General features: G+C 70.2%; 17 protein-coding genes and 1 tRNA gene. 12 read left to right on the top strand and 6 right to left on the bottom strand.

What is annotated here, in order from left to right; genetic code table 11:
* Positions 1-76 precede the first annotated feature (76 nt).
* Positions 77-1,738, bottom strand: coding sequence for a beta-N-acetylhexosaminidase (locus RM704_RS29170; protein ID WP_052146442.1), 1,662 nt, complete (start codon positions 1,736-1,738; stop codon positions 77-79).
* 62 nt (positions 1,739-1,800) lie between these two features.
* Here RM704_RS29170 and RM704_RS29165 point away from each other — a divergent pair, with 62 nt between their 5' ends.
* On the top strand, positions 1,801-2,676 hold the full coding sequence (locus tag RM704_RS29165) for a DUF4429 domain-containing protein (RefSeq protein ID WP_033531243.1): 876 nt from the start codon (positions 1,801-1,803) through the stop codon (positions 2,674-2,676).
* Between the two features lie 33 nt (positions 2,677-2,709).
* Here RM704_RS29165 and RM704_RS29160 read toward each other — a convergent pair whose 3' ends face one another.
* Positions 2,710-4,305 (bottom strand): purple acid phosphatase family protein, encoded by a 1,596-nt coding sequence (locus tag RM704_RS29160; protein WP_033531242.1) that lies wholly within the window; start codon positions 4,303-4,305, stop codon positions 2,710-2,712.
* Positions 4,306-4,491: 186 nt separating this feature from the next.
* Between RM704_RS29160 and RM704_RS29155 the strand changes: the two genes are divergently transcribed.
* Both RM704_RS29155 and glmS read left to right on the top strand, forming a co-directional pair.
* Positions 4,492-4,749, top strand: a complete 258-nt coding sequence (locus tag RM704_RS29155) for a hypothetical protein (RefSeq protein ID WP_033531392.1) — start codon at positions 4,492-4,494, stop codon at positions 4,747-4,749.
* 16 nt (positions 4,750-4,765) lie between these two features.
* The gene (gene glmS / locus RM704_RS29150; RefSeq protein WP_033531241.1) at positions 4,766-6,583 is read left to right on the top strand and encodes a glutamine--fructose-6-phosphate transaminase (isomerizing); all 1,818 of its coding nucleotides are present in this window, start codon (positions 4,766-4,768) and stop codon (positions 6,581-6,583) included.
* Between the two features lie 274 nt (positions 6,584-6,857).
* Here glmS and RM704_RS29145 read toward each other — a convergent pair whose 3' ends face one another.
* Complete coding sequence (locus tag RM704_RS29145; RefSeq protein WP_033531240.1) at positions 6,858-7,388, bottom strand: universal stress protein; 531 nt, start codon at positions 7,386-7,388, stop codon at positions 6,858-6,860.
* Positions 7,389-7,900: 512 nt separating this feature from the next.
* Here RM704_RS29145 and RM704_RS29140 point away from each other — a divergent pair.
* From RM704_RS29140 to RM704_RS29125, 4 genes are all read left to right on the top strand, one after another.
* Entirely contained in the window at positions 7,901-8,239 is a 339-nt protein-coding gene (locus RM704_RS29140) for a hypothetical protein (protein WP_033531391.1), read from the top strand.
* 378 nt (positions 8,240-8,617) lie between these two features.
* Positions 8,618-9,844: a helix-turn-helix domain-containing protein gene (locus tag RM704_RS29135; RefSeq protein ID WP_033531239.1), complete on the top strand. Its 1,227-nt coding sequence runs from the start codon at positions 8,618-8,620 to the stop codon at positions 9,842-9,844.
* Positions 9,845-9,963: 119 nt separating this feature from the next.
* Entirely contained in the window at positions 9,964-10,566 is a 603-nt protein-coding gene (gene orn / locus RM704_RS29130; RefSeq protein WP_033531238.1) for an oligoribonuclease, read from the top strand.
* Positions 10,567-10,692: 126 nt separating this feature from the next.
* Positions 10,693-10,765, top strand: a tRNA-His gene (locus RM704_RS29125).
* Between the two features lie 72 nt (positions 10,766-10,837).
* On the opposite strand, the gene RM704_RS29120 is transcribed toward RM704_RS29125, so the two are convergent.
* Positions 10,838-11,314 (bottom strand): hypothetical protein, encoded by a 477-nt coding sequence (locus RM704_RS29120; protein WP_033531237.1) that lies wholly within the window; start codon positions 11,312-11,314, stop codon positions 10,838-10,840.
* Positions 11,315-11,666: 352 nt separating this feature from the next.
* On the opposite strand from RM704_RS29120, the gene RM704_RS29110 reads away from it, so the two are divergent.
* Positions 11,667-11,855, top strand: a complete 189-nt coding sequence (locus tag RM704_RS29110; RefSeq protein ID WP_311591362.1) for a hypothetical protein — start codon at positions 11,667-11,669, stop codon at positions 11,853-11,855.
* On the opposite strand, the gene RM704_RS29105 is transcribed toward RM704_RS29110, so the two are convergent.
* Together RM704_RS29105 and RM704_RS29100 are read right to left on the bottom strand one after the other, a co-directional pair.
* Positions 11,830-12,672: a protein kinase family protein gene (locus RM704_RS29105; protein ID WP_052146441.1), complete on the bottom strand. Its 843-nt coding sequence runs from the start codon at positions 12,670-12,672 to the stop codon at positions 11,830-11,832. The two genes, RM704_RS29110 and RM704_RS29105, sit on opposite strands and share 26 nt — an antisense overlap.
* A gap of 16 nt (positions 12,673-12,688) precedes the next feature.
* A complete protein-coding gene (locus tag RM704_RS29100) occupies positions 12,689-13,744 on the bottom strand; it encodes a LacI family DNA-binding transcriptional regulator (protein ID WP_107072426.1) in 1,056 nt (351 codons plus the stop codon).
* Between the two features lie 525 nt (positions 13,745-14,269).
* Here RM704_RS29100 and RM704_RS29095 point away from each other — a divergent pair.
* From RM704_RS29095 to RM704_RS29080, 4 genes are all read left to right on the top strand, one after another.
* Positions 14,270-15,634 (top strand): ABC transporter substrate-binding protein, encoded by a 1,365-nt coding sequence (locus RM704_RS29095; RefSeq protein ID WP_033531235.1) that lies wholly within the window; start codon positions 14,270-14,272, stop codon positions 15,632-15,634.
* Between the two features lie 5 nt (positions 15,635-15,639).
* Positions 15,640-16,644, top strand: a complete 1,005-nt coding sequence (locus RM704_RS29090) for a carbohydrate ABC transporter permease (protein WP_033531234.1) — start codon at positions 15,640-15,642, stop codon at positions 16,642-16,644.
* 10 nt (positions 16,645-16,654) lie between these two features.
* On the top strand, positions 16,655-17,572 hold the full coding sequence (locus RM704_RS29085) for a carbohydrate ABC transporter permease (RefSeq protein WP_033531233.1): 918 nt from the start codon (positions 16,655-16,657) through the stop codon (positions 17,570-17,572).
* Positions 17,573-17,694: 122 nt separating this feature from the next.
* Positions 17,695-19,128, top strand: coding sequence for a GH1 family beta-glucosidase (locus RM704_RS29080; RefSeq protein ID WP_033531232.1), 1,434 nt, complete (start codon positions 17,695-17,697; stop codon positions 19,126-19,128).
* Positions 19,129-19,174: the final 46 nt, after the last annotated feature.

The following is a 19,174-nucleotide window of genomic DNA, read 5'->3' as shown; positions in this document are numbered from 1 at the left end:
TTCTCAGGGGCGCGGGGAACTGCGCGAGAAGCCCCACCGGACCCGCACCCGCCGACGAGACCCACACCCCCACCCCCTACCGCGCCCCCCACGGCACCCCCGGCGCCCGAAAGTACCCAACCCCCAGCGCATCCCACCGCGCCCCCTGCGCACCCAACCGCACCCGATACCCCTCCCAGTCGAGCGCGCCCACCGGCGACCACCCCAACTCGGCCACCCCCACCACCCTCGGGAACGCCATGTACTCAACATCCTCCGAGGTCACGATCGTCTCGCTCCACAACGGCGCCTCGACCCCCCGGACAGCCCCCGCCGGCACCCCCGCCAGATAGGCCCCCGGATCCCAGTCGTACGCCCGCCGCACATCCACGTACCCGGCCCAGTCGAGCCCCAGCGGCGTGTCCTTGTCGTACTTCATGTCGAGGTAGATCCGGTCGGCGGGCGACAGCACGACCCCCGTCCCGTTGCGCGCGGCGGCGGCCACCCGCTCCTTCTCCTCCGCGCCCGTGCTGTCCAGCCCCCAGTACTGCGCGAGAGCGCCCCGCGCCGGCGCCGCCCCGGTCAGCTGGTGCCAGCCGACCACGGTCTTGCCGTACCGCTCGACGACCGGCTGCACCCGGTCCATGAACTTCGCGTAGTCCTCGTGGCTGGTGGAGTGCGCCTCGTCGCCGCCGATGTGGAGGTACCGCCCCGGCGTGAGCGCGGCCAACTCCCGTACGACGTCGTCCACGAAGTCGTACGTCACGTCCTTGTCGACGCACAGGGAGCTGAAGCCGACCTCGGTGCCGGTGTAGAGCGGGGGCGCGACACCGTCGCAGTTCAGCTCGGCGTAGGAGGCGAGCGCCGCGTTGGTGTGGCCCGGCATGTCGATCTCGGGGACGACCTCCAGGTGACGCGAGGCCGCGTACCGGACGATCTCCTGGTAGTCGGCCTTGCTGTAGTGGCCGCCGGGGCCGCCGCCGACCTGCGTGGAGCCGCCGTACGAGGCGAGGCGCGGCCAGGAGTCGATCGCGATGCGCCAGCCCTGGTCGTCGGAGAGGTGCAGATGCAGCTTGTTGAACTTGTAGAGCGCCAACTGGTCGATGTAGCGCTTGACCTGGCCGACGGTGAAGAAGTGGCGGGAGACGTCCAGCATCGCGCCGCGCCAGCCGTAGCGCGGGGTGTCCTCGATCGTGCCGCCCGCGACGAGCCACGGCCCCGGCTGTACGGCGTTCTTCTCCACGGCGGCGGGCAGCAACTGCCGCAGGGTCTGTACGCCGTGGAAGAGGCCGGCGGACGCGCGGGCGGTGAGAGTGACCCCGGAGCGGCCGCTGTCGAGCCGATACCCCTCCTGGCCGAGACCCGTCTCCCCGGGGGCCAACCGAAGGCGGATTCCGGCCTCCTGGCGTTCGGTCACCGGCAGCCGGTACCCCGTCGAGGGCCGCAGGATCCCGGCGAGGTACTCCCCCACCCGGCGAGCCTCGGTCCCGCCGTCCACGACGATGCGCGTACGGCTCGTCAGCCGGTACGGCGCTCCGTCGGCCCGGACCGAGGCGGGGGCCGGGATCACCTGCCCGAGCGGGACGGTGGCGGCGTCGGCGGGGGCGTCGGCAGGGGTGTTCTCGGACACGGGCGTGGCTCCCACGGCGAAGATCCCGGCCGCCACCACCAGTAGCAGCGAGCCGAGAAGGCGGGTCGATCCGTGGTGCGATCTCACGACGAGCTCCCTCCACTTATCGAACTGTGCGCTCCCCACCATCACCCCTCCACCCCCTCCAGGTCTAGACCATCTCTCCTCGCGGGCGATGGAAGAATCCCCGCATGGCGGAAATCCTCCAACGGGACGGCACGTGGACCTTCGACGGCGACACCCTGCGGCTGACCCCGGGTCGCGAAAAGAGCGTGAGCCTGCTCCGCAAGACCCTGGGTGAACTCGCCGTCCCGCTGGGCGCGTTGGCGGGCATCTCGTTCGAGCAGGGCAGGAAGTCGGGTCGGCTGCGGCTCCGGCTGCGCGACGGCTCCGACCCGCTCCTCCAGGCGACCGGCGGCCGGCTCACCGACACCAACGACCCGTACCAGCTGAGCGTCGACGCCGACCGGTACGGCGTCGCCGAGTACTTCGTGGACGAGATCCGCAACGCGCTGCTGCTGGACGAGGTGCCGACCGACGCGGTGGACACCTATCTCCTCGCCGGTCCGGCCGTCCCGCTCTCCGTCTCCGCCGGGGACGGCACCGCGAGCTTCGACGGCGACCACGTACGGCTGGAGTGGAACTGGAAGACCGAGGACGCGAAGGCCGCGGCCGGAGCGCGGACGCTGTCGCTGACGGACATAGCGGGCGTCGAGTGGCATCCCTCGGTCGGCCTGGAGAACGGCTACCTCCGCTTCACGGTGCGGAACGCGCCGACCAAGGCCCCGCCCAAGTACGACCCCAACTCCGTCGAACTGTGGGGCTTCAAGAAGGACCCGCTGATGGCCCTGGTCGCGGCGGCCGTACAGGCGCGGCTCCCGCACCCGGCGGCGTCGGCGCCGAAGCAGCTCACCCCGCCCCCGTCGCCCCGGGACCGGCCCGCCCCCGAGGAGGACCACGACGCCCTGCTGCGCCGCCTGCGCGAACTGGGCGACCTCCACCGGTCCGGAGTGCTCACGGACGAGGAGTTCACGATGGCCAAGCAGGCGGTCCTCAAACGCCTCTGACGTGCGCGAGGACCACCCGCCCGGTCACCGGGGTCACTTGGCCCGGCGCGCCACCGTGAAGTGGTCGACCCGCGCGCCCGTCTCGGCGATCCCGCGCACGGTGAGCGTCGCGTAGTGCCCCTTCGGTGCGGGCTTCACGTCCACCCGGAGGAAGGAGTAGTCGAGGTAGCGCACCCGCGACCAGGTGACGGTCTCGTCCTGCTTGCCGTCCTTCAGGTTGACGAAGGAGGCCACCGACTCGACCTCGTTCTCGTGCCCCTCGTACGACTGCGCGGCACTGAACGCGTACAGACTGCGGCCGGCCGCGCCCGCCGTGACGTACACCACACCCTCGGTCTCCGGGTAGACCGTGCCGCCGATCGGGAGCTTCTTGGTGACCGCGCCCGCCTTGATGACGTCGGTGCGTTCGTACTGGTGGTTGTGGCCGTTGATGACGAGGTCGACGGAGTACTTCTCGAACAGCGGCACCCACTCCTGTCGCACGCCGCCTTCCGAGGCGTGCGCCGTGGAGGTGCAGTAGGCGCAGTGGTGGAAGAAGACCACGACGAAGTCGATGTCACGGGAGGCGCGGAACTTCTTCAGCCGCGTCTCCAGCCACCGGGTCTGGGTGCCGCCGGAGATGCCGAGGTTGGCCGGGATCTCGAAGGAGATGTCGTTGGCGTCGAGCGAGATGACGGCCGTGTTCCCGTAGACGAAGGAGTAGACGCCGGGCAGGTTCTCGCGGTCGGGGCCGTTGTCGGGCAGGTTCCAGCGGGCGTCCTCGCCGCCGTAGCCGTTGGGCGAGTACCAGGCCTCCATGTCGTGGTTGCCGTAGGCGGGCATCCACGGGACGGACTTGGCGACGGACTCGGTCTGGGCGAGGAACTGGTCCCACACCCGGGCGTCGAAGCCGGTGTCGGCGGCCCTGCCCTGGCCGGCCGGGTCGGCGTAGGCGATGTCACCGGCGTGCAGGTGGAAGGCCGGGTTCTGGCCGAGCAGCAGGCTGTTGTTGGCGAGGCCGTGGTAGCCGACGCCCTCGTCGCCGAAGGCCGTGAAGGTGAAGGGCGGCTTGTCGGCGGGGGCGGTGGTGAAGGTGCCGAGGGTGCCCAGCAGGTGCGGCTCGGCCGGGTCGAAGCCGGTGTGGCCGACGCCGTAGTAGTAGGTGCGGCCGGGCTTGAGGTGGGTCAGCTCGGCGTGCACGTAGTACTGCGTGTGGTCGCCGCTCGCGCCGACGCCGGCCGGGGTGTGGAGGGTGCGGACCTCGGCGTCGATGCGGCGGGAGAGGTCCTGGGGGTGGGCGCCGATCCGGATGAACGGCTTCCTGACCGCGACCGGGACCTGCCAGGAGACGGTGATCTCGGTGCGCGGGTCGTTGCCGAAGGCGAGGTGGCGGCCGAAGGGGGCGACGAAGGAGCCGTCGACGCGCTCGGTGCCCGTGCCGGCCTGGGTCGGGACGGACGAGGCACGGAGGGCGGCCGGGCCCGCCGCGGTGGCGGCCCGGGCCGTGGCCGGGACGAACGCGCCGCCCGTGACGGCGCCGAGCGTGACCGCGCCGCCTCTGATCATCGAGCGACGGGAGAACGTGGAGCGCAGGTACTCGTGCTGCTCGGCCATGCTCATGCGCTCGGCCAGCCGCTCGGGTACGCCCATGCGAGGAATGTCCATGGCGTCCGAAAGTCGTCGCCTCAGGCGACGGGATGCGGGACACCGCATGGACGGCGCACGAACACCCACTCATCACACGTTCAACGTTCCCCCAAGGGCCAGTAACAGCACCTTGCCCGATATCGGGCAGGATTCTTGCGAAACACCCTCCGGTACCCCATGATCTACCGAGTGCACGACGAACTTGTTGATCATTTGACGCGATCCTCGCCCCTCAACCGGGGCGAGGCGCTGCGTGTGATCCAGGACGTGCTCGCCTACTTCGACGAGACGACCGAGGAATACGTCCGTCGCCGCCACCGCGAGCTCCAGGCCCAGGGCCTGGTGAACGCGACGATCTTCGAACGGATCGAGGCGGACCTGAAATACCGGGCGGTCGCACCGCCGGAGCTCACGCTCAGGCAGCTGCGCCGCATCGTCTACGGCTGAAACGGGATACGTATATATGTGCGGGATTGTCGGTTACATCGGCAAGCGCGACGTGGCGCCGCTGCTCCTTGAGGGCCTGCAGCGCCTGGAGTACCGGGGCTACGACTCGGCGGGCATAGTCGTCACCTCGCCCAAGACGGCCGGCCTGAAGATGGTCAAGGCCAAGGGCCGGGTCCGGGACCTGGAGGCCAAGGTCCCCGCGCGCTTCAAGGGCACCACCGGCATCGCCCACACCCGCTGGGCCACCCACGGCGCCCCGTCCGACGTCAACGCCCACCCGCACATGTCGGCCGACAACAAGGTCGCCGTCGTCCACAACGGCATCATCGACAACGCCTCCGACCTGCGGAAGAAGCTCGAAGCCGACGGCGTCGAGTTCCTCTCCGAGACCGACACCGAGGTCCTCACCCACCTCATCGCCCGCTCCCAGGCCACCACCCTGGAGGAGAAGGTCCGCCAGGCGGTGCGCATCGTCGAGGGCACCTACGGCATCGCCGTCATGCACGCCGACTTCAACGACCGGATCGTCGTGGCCCGCAACGGCTCCCCGGTCGTCCTCGGCATCGGCGAGAAGGAGATGTTCGTCGCCTCGGACATAGCCGCTCTGGTCGCCCACACCCGCCAGATCGTCACCCTCGACGACGGCGAGATGGCCACCCTCAAGGCCGACGACTTCCGCACCTACACCACGGAGGGCACCCGCACCACGGCGGAGCCCACCACCGTGGAGTGGGAGGCCGCCTCGTACGACATGGGCGGCCACGACACCTACATGCACAAGGAGATCCACGAGCAGGCCGACGCCGTGGACCGCGTACTGCGCGGCCGGATCGACGACCGCTTCTCCACCGTGCACCTCGGCGGCCTCAACCTGGACGCCCGCGAGGCGCGCCAGATCCGCCGCGTCAAGATCCTCGGCTGCGGCACCTCGTACCACGCGGGCATGATCGGCGCCCAGATGATCGAGGAGCTGGCCCGCATCCCCGCGGACGCCGAGCCGGCGTCGGAGTTCCGCTACCGCAACGCGGTCGTCGACCCCGACACCCTCTACATCGCCGTCTCCCAGTCCGGCGAGACCTACGACGTGCTGGCGGCCGTCCAGGAGCTGAAGCGCAAGGGCGCCCGTGTCCTCGGCGTGGTGAACGTCGTCGGCTCGGCGATCGCCCGCGAGGCGGACGGCGGCATCTACGTGCACGCGGGCCCCGAGGTCTGCGTCGTCTCCACCAAGTGCTTCACCAACACCACGGTCGCCTTCGCCCTGTTGGCGCTGCACCTGGGCCGCACCCGTGACCTCTCCGTCCGCGACGGCAAGCGCATCATCGCGGGCCTGCGCAGGCTCCCCGCCCAGATCTCCGAGATGCTGGAGCAGGAGGAGGAGATCAAGAAGCTGGCCGAGCAGTACGCCGAGGCCCGCTCGATGCTCTTCATCGGCCGCGTGCGGGGCTACCCGGTGGCCCGCGAGGCCTCCCTGAAGCTCAAGGAGGTCTCCTACATCCACGCGGAGGCCTACCCCGCCTCCGAGCTCAAGCACGGCCCGCTGGCCCTCATCGAGCCCGCCCTCCCGACGGTCGCCATCGTCCCCGACGACGACCTGCTGGAGAAGAACCGCGCCGCCCTGGAGGAGATCAAGGCCCGCAGCGGCAAGATCCTCGCCGTCGCCCACCAGGAGCAGGAGAAGGCCGACCAGACGATCGTCGTCCCCAAGAACGAGGACGAGCTGGACCCGATCCTCATGGGCATCCCGCTCCAACTCCTCGCCTACCACACGGCCTTGGCCCTGGGCCGCGACATCGACAAGCCCAGGAACCTCGCCAAGTCGGTCACGGTCGAGTAGGGACGCACCCCGGTCTCAAGAAGACGGACCCCCGCGTGATGCCTACCATCACGTGGGGGTCCGTTCGGTACGCCGGGGTCGCCCAACCCCGACGCCGCTGCCAACTACCCGTGGCCGTCACACCACCGTCCGGCATCACGCGGGTTATGCCCTTCACAAAGACACAAACACCCCTACGCGCCAGTAGACTTGCGCGTTTCCGAAAGCGGCGCGGACCGCACGAGAAGGTGACGGGGAATCCGAGAGAGAACGACGACGACCGGCCGCCGCGCGGTCAGGGAATGACGATGACCGGCCGCTGCGCCCGCTTGGCGAGCCGCCCGGCGACGGACCCGAAGATCCGCCCGACGATCCCGTGCGTCGACCCGACGACGATCGCGTCGGCCTCGTACTCCCGGCCCACCTCTTCGAGTTCGTGGCAGATGTCGCCACCGCGCTCGACGAGGATCCAGGGCACTTCGACGAGATAGTCGGCGCAGGCGAGTTCCAGCCCGAGGACCTCGGTGCGGTGATCGGGGACGTCGACGAAGACGGGCGGCTCGCAGCCGGCCCACACGGTCGTGGGAAGCCGGTTGGCGACGTGCACGATGATCAGGCCCGAACCGGAGCGGCGGGCCATGCCGATGGCGTACGCGAGGGCACGCTCACTGGACGTCGAACCGTCGAAGCCGACGACGACGCCGTGCTTGAAGGCGGGGTCGCAGGACGGGCGTGCCTCTTCCGCCGCGAGGGGCTCTGCCGCCGCGTGATCGGCGACGGGCCGCCGCTTGCGGTCCGCGGAGTCGAAGAATTCGTGACCGGCCATGGGTGTCTCGGCGTTCGGATCCTCGTGGATGGGACGACGTGGATGGGACGTCGGTGCGCGGCGGAGCCGTGTCCGGGAATCATCTTCCCAACCCCATACCCCCAAGGGTACGACCGCACGCCTCCTCCGCCCAGATCCCGCACCGGCTGCGCGGGGTTCCAGGGAGCATGCACGAGCACCGCCCCGTAACGCAATGGTTGCTGCCACGTACAGCCGGTTTCCCCAGGAAGGTGACCCGGGGCACCCCGGAGAACGGCACGACAGCACCTCCAGCACCGCACCCCCACGGCAACCCGATCAAGCAGCACCAGTGACCGACGGGTCGAACACGCGTTGAACCCCCGTAAGCCGATCCCGAGGGAGCCAGGAGGGAGCCCGCAGTGCCCGCCCATCGCACAGCACACCGGTCCGCACCCCGCACAGCACCCCGCACAGCACCCCGCGCCGCGCCCCCGTCCGACTCCGCCCCCGCCCTCGAAGCCGCAGCCGGAGCCGGAACCGGAGCCGACAACATCCCCCCGGCCACGACCCCGCCCCCGACGCCCGCCGACACCGCCACGGACGTGGTTCGCTGGGCGGCGTTCAGCTGCGTCCTCGTCCCGGTCGTCCTCGTCTGGTACGGCACCTCGCTCGCCGGCGCCACCGGCGCGGCCCTCGGCCTCGCCGCGGTCACCGGCGTCTGCCGCGTCCTGCTCCGCCAGTCCGAGCGCGGAGCGGCCCGCGCGGCCCGCGCCACCGCCGCCCGTTCGATGGCCGAAGATCGCGCCTCTTCGCGCGGCCGGCGCGGACGCTCCCCCTCCGGGGCGCACGGGGGCGGACGGAACTCCGGCCCGAGTACGCCGGTCGACTGACCGGTTTCCGCGCACACCCCCGTATCTTTTCAGCCAACTTCGGCCACCTGCACCTCCCTTGGTCGAACACCCCTCCACCCCCCGTTCGACCTGCACTGAAAGGGGTCCAGGGCCCGCGCGCACCCTACGTGGACCGGCCACTGGGACAAGGCGCACTTCCCTGCACGGCCCACGAGTGCAACGCTTCGTGATCGAATGCTTTACGCCAAGTTGCCATGTCGACAATGTGCCGGTTGGCGATCTGGTCACGCCGGCACCACGGGACACAGTAGATTCGATCATGACTGTCTTACGGCGGGGGACTCGTGCAGGACCAAGGGGAAACGTGCAGGAGCGACACAACCGAGGAGCCGCGACCACCGAGGGGGGCTTAGCAGTATGAGCCACGACTCCACCGCCGCGCCGGAAGCCGCGGCCCGGAAGCTGTCCGGGCGACGCCGCAAGGAGATCGTCGCGGTGCTGCTGTTCAGCGGCGGCCCCATCTTCGAGAGTTCCATACCACTGTCGGTGTTCGGGATCGACCGCCAGGACGCCGGCGTACCGCGCTACCGCTTGCTGGTGTGCGCGGGCGAGGAAGGCCCGCTGCGGACCACAGGGGGCCTGGAACTCACCGCACCGAACGGCCTGGAGGCGATCTCGCGGGCGGGCACGGTGGTCGTGCCCGCATGGCGTTCGATCACCTCACCGCCACCGGAGGAAGCGCTCGACGCACTGCGCCGAGCGCACGAAGAGGGTGCCCGCATCGTCGGCCTGTGCACCGGCGCATTCGTGCTGGCCGCCGCGGGCCTGCTGGACGGCAGGCCCGCGACGACACACTGGATGTACGCGCCGACGCTGGCCAAGCGCTATCCGTCCGTCCACGTCGACCCACGAGAACTCTTCGTGGACGACGGGGACGTACTCACCTCGGCCGGCACCGCGGCCGGAATCGATCTCTGTCTGCACATCGTGCGGACGGACCACGGCAACGAGGCGGCAGGGGCCCTGGCCCGGCGTCTCGTCGTGCCACCACGTCGATCGGGCGGCCAGGAGCGCTACCTCGATCGGTCTTTACCCGAGGAGATCGGCGCCGACCCGCTCGCCGAGGTCGTCGCCTGGGCGCTGGAGCACCTCCACGAGCAGTTCGACGTGGAGACGCTCGCGGCACGGGCGTACATGAGCCGTCGTACGTTCGACCGCCGGTTCCGCTCGCTCACCGGGAGCGCTCCCCTGCAGTGGCTGATCACTCAGCGCGTACTGCAGGCGCAGCGTCTCCTGGAGACGTCGGACTACTCGGTGGACGAGGTCGCGGGGCGGTGCGGCTTCCGTTCGCCGGTGGCGCTGCGTGGGCACTTCCGGCGGCAGCTGGGTTCGTCCCCGGCCGCGTACCGGGCGGCGTACCGGGCCCGGCGGCCGCAGGGCGACAAGCCCGGTGACCACCACGACGGGCCGCACGGCGTCCCGGGGCCGTCCCCGATGGCGCCGGAGCACGCGCCGGTGCCGCTCCAGGCCCGGCGCACGGCCGCGGCGAGCGCCCTGGCGCCGTCGGCGTCCCTCTCCACGGAGGGCGCCAAGCCGGAGCTGTACGCGACGGGCCGCCTGCCCGGCCAGCGCAGCGCGCCGTAGCGGTGTAGTACCCACCGGCTCGTACCGGCCGTACGGCCCGGTCCCGCACCTGATCACCCCGTGATCACCCTGGTGCAGGACCGGGCCGTACGGCTGTCACGGGCCGTAAGGTGAGACACATGAACGATCGCATGGTGTGGATCGACTGCGAGATGACCGGCCTCTCGCTGTCGGACGACGCGCTCATCGAGGTGGCCGCCCTCGTCACCGACTCCGAGCTGAACGTGCTCGGCGAAGGAGTCGACATCGTCGTCCGCCCGCCGGACTCGGCGCTGGAGACGATGCCGGAGGTGGTGCGCGCGATGCACACCGCGTCCGGCCTGCTGGACGTGCTGGCCGGCGGCACGACGCTCGCCGACGCCGAGGAGCAGGTCCTGGCGTACGTACGGGAACACGTGAAGGAACCGCGCAAGGCTCCGCTGTGCGGCAACTCGGTGGGCACGGACCGGGGATTCCTCCTGCGGGACATGCCGACGCTGGAGGAGTACCTCCACTACCGCATCGTGGACGTCTCCTCGATCAAGGAGCTGGCCCGCCGCTGGTACCCGAGGGCGTACTTCAACAGCCCGGAGAAGAACGGCAACCACCGGGCCCTCGCCGACATCCGCGAATCCATCGCCGAACTCCGCTACTACCGCGAGGCGATCTTCGTCCCGCAGCCCGGCCCCGACTCGGACACGGCCCGCACGATCGCCGCGAAGCACGTCCTGCCCGCGGGGTAGCCCGCCCCCGGGGCCCGTCCGGCCCCGGAACCGCCCCCACCGAAACGTGTGCGCGGGCACCCCTCAGGACCCTGTACACTTTTTCTCGGCCGGTCGGTGAAACCTTCGGATGAACCGCCGGTCATGGTGGGTGTAGCTCAGCTGGTAGAGCACCTGGTTGTGGTCCAGGATGCCGCGGGTTCGAGTCCCGTCACTCACCCTGAGGAACAAGCCCCGATCTGGGAACGGATCGGGGCTTGTTTCGTGTGCGGTCGGTCACCCGCCGCCGGGCTCAGCAGTCGTCATAACGCCAGGCCCCCGCCTCACGAATCCACGGCTCCTGTTTCTGGTCGAACTTGGGGAGGCCGACGCCGTACGAGACGCGGGCCGAGTCATCGGATATCTCGTCGACCTCGAACCGCTTCACGTCCTTCGGCTCGGAGTCACCGATGGCCCGCTCGGTCTGCTCGGCCCGTTCGGTCAGCACGGCCATGCCGGCACGCGTGATGTGCTTCCGGCAGCGCGTGGACAGCATCCCGAAGGTGGTGTCGGGCTCGTTCGCGAAGTACGCGGCGGTGTAGGCACGGACCGCTGCTTCGAGGCCGGCGGTGTCGGCTTCCGAGGTCGCGGTCCGGCTGGGCGTGGCGCTCGGCTGCCTCGCTCCGGCGGACGGTGTCCCGTCAGCGTGGTCACCGGGCTCGTCGTCGGACGTGCACGCGGTGAGCGTGACGAGCGCCGCGATGAGTAAGACGGTGGCGCGGGTGTGCATGGTCCCCCCTGAGAACGTGTGTGTCGAAGAGGCATCCTGACACGTGACCGTTCGCCGCACGCCGGCCCCAGGGCACAAATCCCAGGTCTTAGGGAGGTCCTGGTGGCCCACGCACGACTTCGACGTGGACGACTTCTGCGACGCCCCTCACCGCTCGCCTCGCGACCAACGGCCCCACCGTTCGCCCTGTCTGGTTCCTCTGGGAGGGCGGGGCCTTGTGGGTGCTGACGGGGACGTGGGCCCGCTTGTTCGACCGGGTGAAGGAGGACCCACGCCTCGCCCTCGTGGTGACGAGTGCGACATCGCGACGGGGCGGGTCCGGCAGGTGATCGCTCGCGGGAGGGGTGAACTGGTGCCCTTCGACGTGCCGCGAGGGCGACGCAAGCTGACCCGCTGTCTGGGGACCGACGAAACCACCTGGGACGCGGGCTTCGTGCACTACCTGCACGACGCCCCGGCCGAACGAGGCACGATGCGGCTGCGCCCGACCCCCGACTCCCTCACGGCGAAGGACCTCAGCTACGCGGCCACGCTTCCCTGAACTCCCGTACGCTGGCGAAGCGTTGAGCCGGGTCGGGGTGCGTGGCCCGCTCCAGGACAGCCAGTTGGGCCGCCGTACCCCGCCAGGCGCTCTCCTCGTCGCCCGCGTCGAGCAGCAGCCGTGCGGTGCGGCCCAGCGCGTGCACCGTGGTGCGGGAGTCGATGGTCGCACCGCGTGCGAACTCCTCCGGCGCCATGAAGCGCGTGGAGCCGGGCAACCGCTCGGCGTCCAGAACGAAGGGGCCGGGACGGTACTCGTCGAGGTCGATCAGACGCATCTTCGCCGCCGCGAAGTCGTACAGCAGGGCCCCGTCGTAGAGGTCCACGGCGACGTACCCGGCGGCCTCGACGACGAGGTGGGCGTCGAGGACACGGGCGAAGGCGTCCTCGATCCGGTGGACGGGCAGGGCCCGGAAGCGGGCCATGGGGCTGCCGGGGCGCGTACGGTCTGCTCGCCCGCGCTCCGCCGGGTCGTACAGCACCTCGCCGTCCCGCCAGGGCATGACCACGGCCGGCCGGTCCCCCACCGCGATCCGGTGCACCTGCGGGACGATCACCGGATGCCGCACGGCCCGGTGGCAGCGCCACGCCCGCTCCAGCGACCGCGGACCCTGCCCGGCGACCGCCGTCTTCACGAACCACCGCTCACCGCGGTCCGGCAACCGCACGCCGTACGCGACGCACCCCGAGTCCTGCTTCTCCGCGACCCGGAAGACATCACCGACCCGGTCCAGGTACGCCCGCAGAGGGCCCGCGACGCGGTCGACGCCCAGCAGGGGGTGATCGGCCGCGTTCTCGTCACCGCCGAGCTTCTCCATGAAGGCCGGGCCCCCCTCAGGACGAATCGCGCTCCACCAGCTCCGTGGGCAGCACGACCTGCCGCCGCTCCAACCCCCGCGACACCGCCGGGCGGCGGTCCGCGATCTCGTCGAGGAGGAGGTCGATCATGGCCCGGCCCATCTCCACTATGGGCTGGCGGACGCTCGTCAGCGGGGGATCCATGTGGCGGGCGATCGCCGAGTCGTCGTAGCCGACGAGGGCGACGTCGTCAGGTATGCGGAGGCCCTCCTCGCGCAGGACCCGGCGGGCGCCCGCCGCCATGACGTCGGACTCGACGAAGACCGCGTCGAGGTCGGGGCAGCGGGCCAGCAGTTCCTTCATCGCCCTGCGGCCGCCCTCCTCGGTGAAGTCGCCGGGGACGATCAGGCGCTCGTCGACCTCGCGGCCGGCGTCCGCGAGGGCCTCGCGGTAGCCGACGACACGGCGCTGGGCACCGTAGACGTCGAGGCGCCCGGTGATCGTGGCGATGCGGGTGCGGCCCCGCGCGATCAGGTGCTCCACCGCCGAGCGGCCGCCGCCGTAGTTGTCGGAGTCGACGGAAGGGAGCGTCTCGTGCTCCGAGCGCGGGCCGCTGATCACGGCCGGGATCTCCAGTTGCGACAGCAGATCGGGAAGCGGGTCGTCCGCGTGGACCGAGACCAGGAGGACGCCGTCGACGCGGTGCGCGGCGAGGTACTGGGCCAGGCGGCGGCGCTCCCGGTCGCTGCCCGCGAAGATCAGCAGGAGCTGCATCTCCGTGTCGGACAACTGGGCGCCCACGCCCTTGAGGATGTCGGAGAAGTACGGTTCCGCGAAGAAGCGGGTCTCCGGCTCGGGCACGACCATCGCGATCGCGTCCGTCCGGTTCGCCGCGAGCGCGCGGGCCGCCGTGTTGGGGACGTAGCCGAGCTCCGCGACGGCCGCCTCGACCGCCGCACGGGTCGCGTCACTGACCCGGGGCGAGCCGTTGATCACCCGGGACACCGTCCCCCGGCCCACACCGGCCCGGGCGGCGACCTCTTCCAACGTCGGCCGCCCACCGCTCCGGCCCCGTGCTCCGTGGCCTGTCACCATGGTCGCCTCCCGTTCACACCGCGCTGGCGTGGAATCTAACAGTCCTGATCCTCGTACGACGCCCGGGAAGTGGTCGTCCGGGTTTCGGCACGACCGGTCAGACGACTGGTTACACGAGTCCAACAGTCCCACAGGGTGCGCATCCCGGATCCGCCCCCGCCTCCGGCCCTGTTCCCTGCTGCCTCGTGAGCCCCACCCGTGCCCCGTGCGCGCCCGGCCCACGTCCCGCCCTCGCCCTGGCCGCGCCGTTCCCGTGCCCCGCCGGGTCGTTTCCGGGCATGCCCGGCCATCGGCACCCGGGTTAGTTAACAGCCCGATAACCGAAGACATCTCTCCGCGCTCGCTCCCTTGACACCCCCGCATGAACCGACGACCCTTCAACACATCACTTGTGGGAGCGCTCCCACGGTACCTGGCACTTACACATCCCGCACGTTCCCCGCCCGAGCCGCAGCATGAACCAAAGGGCCCAACAACGCAGTTGGCCGGGGGGTCGGCACGTCAGGGCATCAGGAGGACGCAATGCGAGCACGTACCCTCCCCCACTCTCGGCTCCGGTCGGGCGGGGGCACCCGCAACGCCCGCAGGACGCGCAGGACGGTGGCCATCGCGGCCGTCGCCGCGCTGGGCGCCGGGCTGCTGGCCGGCTGTGCCGACGACGGCAAGGACGAGGACGGTTCGTCGTCGGACGGTGGCGGCGGCGGCAAGACCAAGATCACCCTGGGGCTCTTCGGCACCGCGGGCTTCGAGGAGTCCGGTCTGTACAAGGAGTACGAGAAGCTCAACCCGGACATCGACATCCAGCAGACCGTGGTGGAGCGGAACGAGAACTACTACCCCGCTCTCCTCAACCACCTGACCACCGGCAGCGGCCTCCAGGACATCCAGATGGTCGAGGTCGGCAACATCGCCGAGATCGTCGGGACCCAGTCGGACAAGCTGCTCGACCTGTCGAAGTACGGCAAGGAGAGCGACTACCTGCCCTGGAAGTGGAACCAGGCCACCACCTCCGGCGGCCAGACCGTCGCGCTGGGCACCGATGTCGGCCCGATGGCCATCTGCTACCGCAAGGACCTCTTCGAGGCCGCCGGCCTGCCCACCGAACGCGAGGAAGTCGGCAAGCTGTGGGCCGGCAGCTGGGACAAGTTCGTCGACGCCGGCAACCAGTACAAGAAGAAGGCGCCCAAGGGCACCACCTTCCTGGACTCCCCCGGAGGTCTGCTGCAGGCGATCCTGAGCAGTGAGAAGGACCGCTTCTACGACTCCTCGGGCGAGGTCATCTACAAGACGAACCCGGCCGTCAAGGACGCCTTCGACCTCACGGCGAAGGCCGCCGAGGACGGACTGATCGGCAACCAGACCCAGTTCCAGCCGGCCTGGGACACGACGATCGCCAACAGCAAGTTCGCCGCGATGTCCTGCCCGCCGTGGATGCTCGGCTACATCAAGGGCAAGTCGAAGCCCGAGTCGGCCGGCAAGTGGGAGATCGCCCAGGCGCCGAAGTCCGGCAACTGGGGCGGCTCCTTCCTCTCCGTGCCCAAGAACGGCAAGAACGCGGAGGAGGCGGCGAAGCTGGCCGCCTGGTTGACCGCGCCCGAGCAGCAGGCCAAGCTCTTCGCCGTACAGGGCAGCTTCCCGAGCACCCCGGCCGCCTACGACTCGGACGCGGTGAAGAACGCGAAGAACGACATGACCGGTGACGCGCCGATCGGCACGATCTTCGCCGAGGCCGCGAAGAGCATCCCGGTCCAGACGATCGGCCCGAAGGACCAGATCATCCAGCAGGGCCTGACCGACAACGGTGTGATCCTCGTGACCCAGGGCAAGTCGGCCTCGGAGGCGTGGAAGAACGCCGTCAAGACCATCGACAACGCACTGGACAAGTGACCGGTATGCCCACACGGCACGACACTGCCGCGCCCCCCGTGAAGGGGGGCGCGGCCCCGGGCCGCCCGCCCGCGGAGTCCGCGACCGAAGAACGCCGGCGGGCCCGGCTGTCCCGCCGCTGGCAGCGGGACGTGCGCTGGAGCCCGTACGCCTTCGTCTCGCCCTTCTTCCTGCTGTTCCTCGCGTTCGGCCTGTTCCCGCTGCTCTACACCGGCTGGGCCTCGCTGCACACCGTGGAACTGACCGCCCCCACCGACATGAGCTGGGCGGGGCTGCGCAACTACACACGGATCTTCGACGACGAGTTCTTCTGGAACGCGGCGAAGAACACGCTGATCATCGGAATCATCTCGACCGTCCCGCAGCTGATGATGGCGCTGGGCATCGCGCACATCCTCAACTACAAGCTCCGTGCCTCGACGTTCTACCGGGTCGTGATGCTCGCCCCGTACGCCACGTCGATCGCCGCCGCCACCCTGGTCTTCGTGCTGCTCTTCGGCCGCGACTACGGAATGATCAACTGGTTCCTGGGGATGCTCGGCTTCGACCACATCGACTGGCAGAACGGTACGTGGTACTCGAAGATCGCCGTGTCGACCATCGTCATCTGGCGCTGGACCGGCTACAACGCGCTGATCTACCTCGCCGCGATGCAGGCGATCCCGCAGGACCTGTACGAGTCGGCCGCCCTCGACGGAGCCAGCCGCTGGAAGCAGTTCATCCATGTGACGCTGCCGTCGTTGCGCCCGACGATCCTCTTCACCGTCGTCGTCTCGACGATCGGAGCCTCGCAGCTCTTCGCCGAGCCACTGCTGTTCGACGCCAACAAGGGCGCGTCCGGCGGCTCCCAGCACCAGTTCCAGACGCTCGGCCTCTACCTGTACGAGCAGGGCTGGGTGAACCAGCACCTGGGCCGCGCCTCAGCGATCGCCTGGACGATGTTCCTGATCCTCATCGTGGTCGGAATCATCAACTACGTCATCTCGCGCCGGCTGCGCGCCAGTAGTTAGGAGACCGGCCGTGACGACGACAATCACCAAACCCCCGGCCGACGCGGTCCCCGAGCCGCCGAAGAACGGACGGGGCAGGCGCGGGCCGAAGGCTGCACGCGCCGGCGGGCAGCACCACGGCGGGCCCGTCGCGTACATCATCCTCATCGCGTTCACCCTGATCTCGCTGTTCCCGCTGTTCTGGACGGCGGTCGCGGCATCGCGGGACAACGCGCGGCTGGCGGAGACCCCGCCGCCGTTCTGGTTCGGCGCGAACCTCTTCGACAAGCTCGAAGTGGCCTGGGAGGACGCCAATCTGGGCGAGGCGTTCCTCAACACGACGATCGTGGCGGGCATTTCGTCGCTCACCATCGTCTTCCTCTCCACGATCGCCGGCTTCGCCTTCGCCAAGCTGCGCTTCCGGGGCCGGGGCGCCATGATGCTGATCGTGATCGGCACGATGATGGTGCCGCCGCAGCTCCAGGTGATCCCGCTGTACATGATGGTCGCCAAGCTCGACTGGACCGACCAGCTCCAGGCAGTGATCCTGCCGTCCCTGGTCAGCGCGTTCGGCGTGTTCTTCATGCGGCAGTACCTGCTGCAGGCGCTGCCCGACGAGATCATCGAGGCGGCCCGCGTCGACGGCGCGAGCAGCTGGCGCGTCATCTGGCACGTGGTGTTCCCGGCCGCGCGGCCGGCGATGGCCGTCCTGGGCATGCTGATGTTCGTCCAGACCTGGAACGACTTCCTGTGGCCGTTCCTCGTGCTGACCCAGCTGGGCAACCCGACCGTGCAGGTCGCGGTGGCCGGTCTGGGCCGCGGCTACACGCCCGACCAGGCCCTCATCATGGCGGGCGCGCTGCTCAGCACGTTGCCCCTGCTCCTGGTCTTCGCGATCTTCGGCAAGCAGATCGTGGGCGGCATCATGCAGGGCGCGGTCAAGGGCTGACGGCCCGCGCCGTCCGTACGTTCTCCAGGGGCCGGGTCACCGCCGCCTCGGCCCCTGTTCTCCCGTTGTTCCTCCCCCCACCCACCTCCGTCGGTCTCCACGACCACCTTGGGAGCGCTTCCATGCCTGAGCCCACCACGCCGGTGACCTTTCCTCCCGCCTTCCTCTGGGGCGCGGCCACCTCCGCCTACCAGATCGAGGGAGCCGTGCGGGAGGACGGCCGTACGCCCTCCATCTGGGACACCTTCAGCCATACGCCGGGCAAGACCGCCGGTGGCGAGACCGGTGACATCGCTGTCGACCACTACCACCGCTACCGCGACGACGTGGCGATGATGGCCGACCTGGGCCTCAACTCGTACCGCTTCTCCATCTCCTGGTCGCGGGTGCAGCCGACGGGCCGGGGCCCGGCGATCCAGCGCGGCCTGGACTTCTACCGGCGGCTGGTCGACGAGCTGCTGGAGAAGGGCATCAAGCCGGCCGTGACCCTCTACCACTGGGACCTCCCCCAGGAGTTGGAGGACGCGGGCGGCTGGCCCGAGCGGGACATCGTGCACCGCTTCGCCGAGTACGCGCGGATCGTCGGCGAGGCGCTGGGCGACCGGGTCGAGCAGTGGATCACGCTCAACGAGCCGTGGTGCACCGCGTTCCTGGGCTACGGCTCCGGGGTGCACGCGCCGGGCCGTACGGACCCGGTGGCGTCGCTGCGCGCGGCCCACCATCTGAACGTGGCGCACGGGCTGGGCGTCGCGGCGCTCCGCTCGGCGATGCCCGCCCGCAACTCGATCGCGGTGAGCCTGAACTCGTCGGTGGTGCGGCCGATCACGAACTCCCCCGAGGACGTGGCGGCGGCGAAGCGGATCGACGACCTCGCGAACGGTGTCTTCCACGGCCCGATGCTGCACGGGGCGTACCCGGAGAGCCTGTTCGCCTCGACCGCGTCGGTGACGGACTGGTCGTTCGTGCAGGACGGTGACGTGGCGACGGCCAACCAGCCGCTGGACGCGCTGGGGTTGAACTACTACACGCCCACGCTGGTGGGCGCGGCCGACGCCGACCTGAAGGGCCCCCGGGCGGACGGCCACGGGGCGAGCGAGCACTCGCCGTGGCCGGGCGCGGACGACGTCCTGTTCCACCAGACCCCGGGCGAGCGCACGGAGATGGGCTGGACCATCGACCCGACGGGCCTGCACGAGCTGATCATGCGGTACTCGCGGGAGGCTCCGGGGCTGCCGATGTACGTGACCGAGAACGGGGCCGCGTACGACGACAAGATGGACTCGGACGGCCGCGTCCACGACCCCGAGCGCATCGCCTACCTCCACGGCCACCTGCGCGCGGTCCGCCGCGCGATCGCCGAGGGGGCGGACGTCCGCGGCTACTACCTCTGGTCCCTCATGGACAACTTCGAGTGGGCGTACGGCTACGGGAAGCGGTTCGGCGCCGTGTACGTCGACTACGCCACCCTCACCCGTACACCGAAGTCGAGCGCGTACTGGTACGCCCAGGCCGCGAAGACGGGCGCGCTGCCGCCCCTGGTGACGACCTCGGCGTAACGGACCACAGGGCCGGGGGCTGGGGAGCCCCCTGGGGGAACGGGGG

It is taken from the genome of Streptomyces gottesmaniae, assembly GCF_031845845.1.
Taxonomy (GTDB): domain Bacteria; phylum Actinomycetota; class Actinomycetes; order Streptomycetales; family Streptomycetaceae; genus Streptomyces; species Streptomyces akebiae.
This window is presented reverse-complemented; position numbering and strand designations above follow the sequence as displayed.

Bases quoted from the DNA above. Each gene is read 5' to 3' on its own strand.
- RM704_RS29170 (WP_052146442.1), bottom strand. From the start codon at position 1,738: ATGGTGGGGAGCGCACAGTTCGATAAGTGGAGGGAGCTCGTCGTGAGA.
- RM704_RS29095 (WP_033531235.1), top strand. From the start codon at position 14,270: ATGCGAGCACGTACCCTCCCCCACTCTCGGCTCCGGTCGGGCGGGGGC.
- orn (WP_033531238.1), top strand. From the start codon at position 9,964: ATGAACGATCGCATGGTGTGGATCGACTGCGAGATGACCGGCCTCTCG.
- RM704_RS29090 (WP_033531234.1), top strand. From the start codon at position 15,640: ATGCCCACACGGCACGACACTGCCGCGCCCCCCGTGAAGGGGGGCGCG.
- glmS (WP_033531241.1), top strand. From the start codon at position 4,766: ATGTGCGGGATTGTCGGTTACATCGGCAAGCGCGACGTGGCGCCGCTG.
- RM704_RS29165 (WP_033531243.1), top strand. From the start codon at position 1,801: ATGGCGGAAATCCTCCAACGGGACGGCACGTGGACCTTCGACGGCGAC.
- RM704_RS29135 (WP_033531239.1), top strand. From the start codon at position 8,618: ATGAGCCACGACTCCACCGCCGCGCCGGAAGCCGCGGCCCGGAAGCTG.
- RM704_RS29160 (WP_033531242.1), bottom strand. From the start codon at position 4,305: ATGGGCGTACCCGAGCGGCTGGCCGAGCGCATGAGCATGGCCGAGCAG.
- RM704_RS29120 (WP_033531237.1), bottom strand. From the start codon at position 11,314: ATGCACACCCGCGCCACCGTCTTACTCATCGCGGCGCTCGTCACGCTC.
- RM704_RS29105 (WP_052146441.1), bottom strand. From the start codon at position 12,672: ATGGAGAAGCTCGGCGGTGACGAGAACGCGGCCGATCACCCCCTGCTG.
- RM704_RS29145 (WP_033531240.1), bottom strand. From the start codon at position 7,388: ATGGCCGGTCACGAATTCTTCGACTCCGCGGACCGCAAGCGGCGGCCC.
- RM704_RS29080 (WP_033531232.1), top strand. From the start codon at position 17,695: ATGCCTGAGCCCACCACGCCGGTGACCTTTCCTCCCGCCTTCCTCTGG.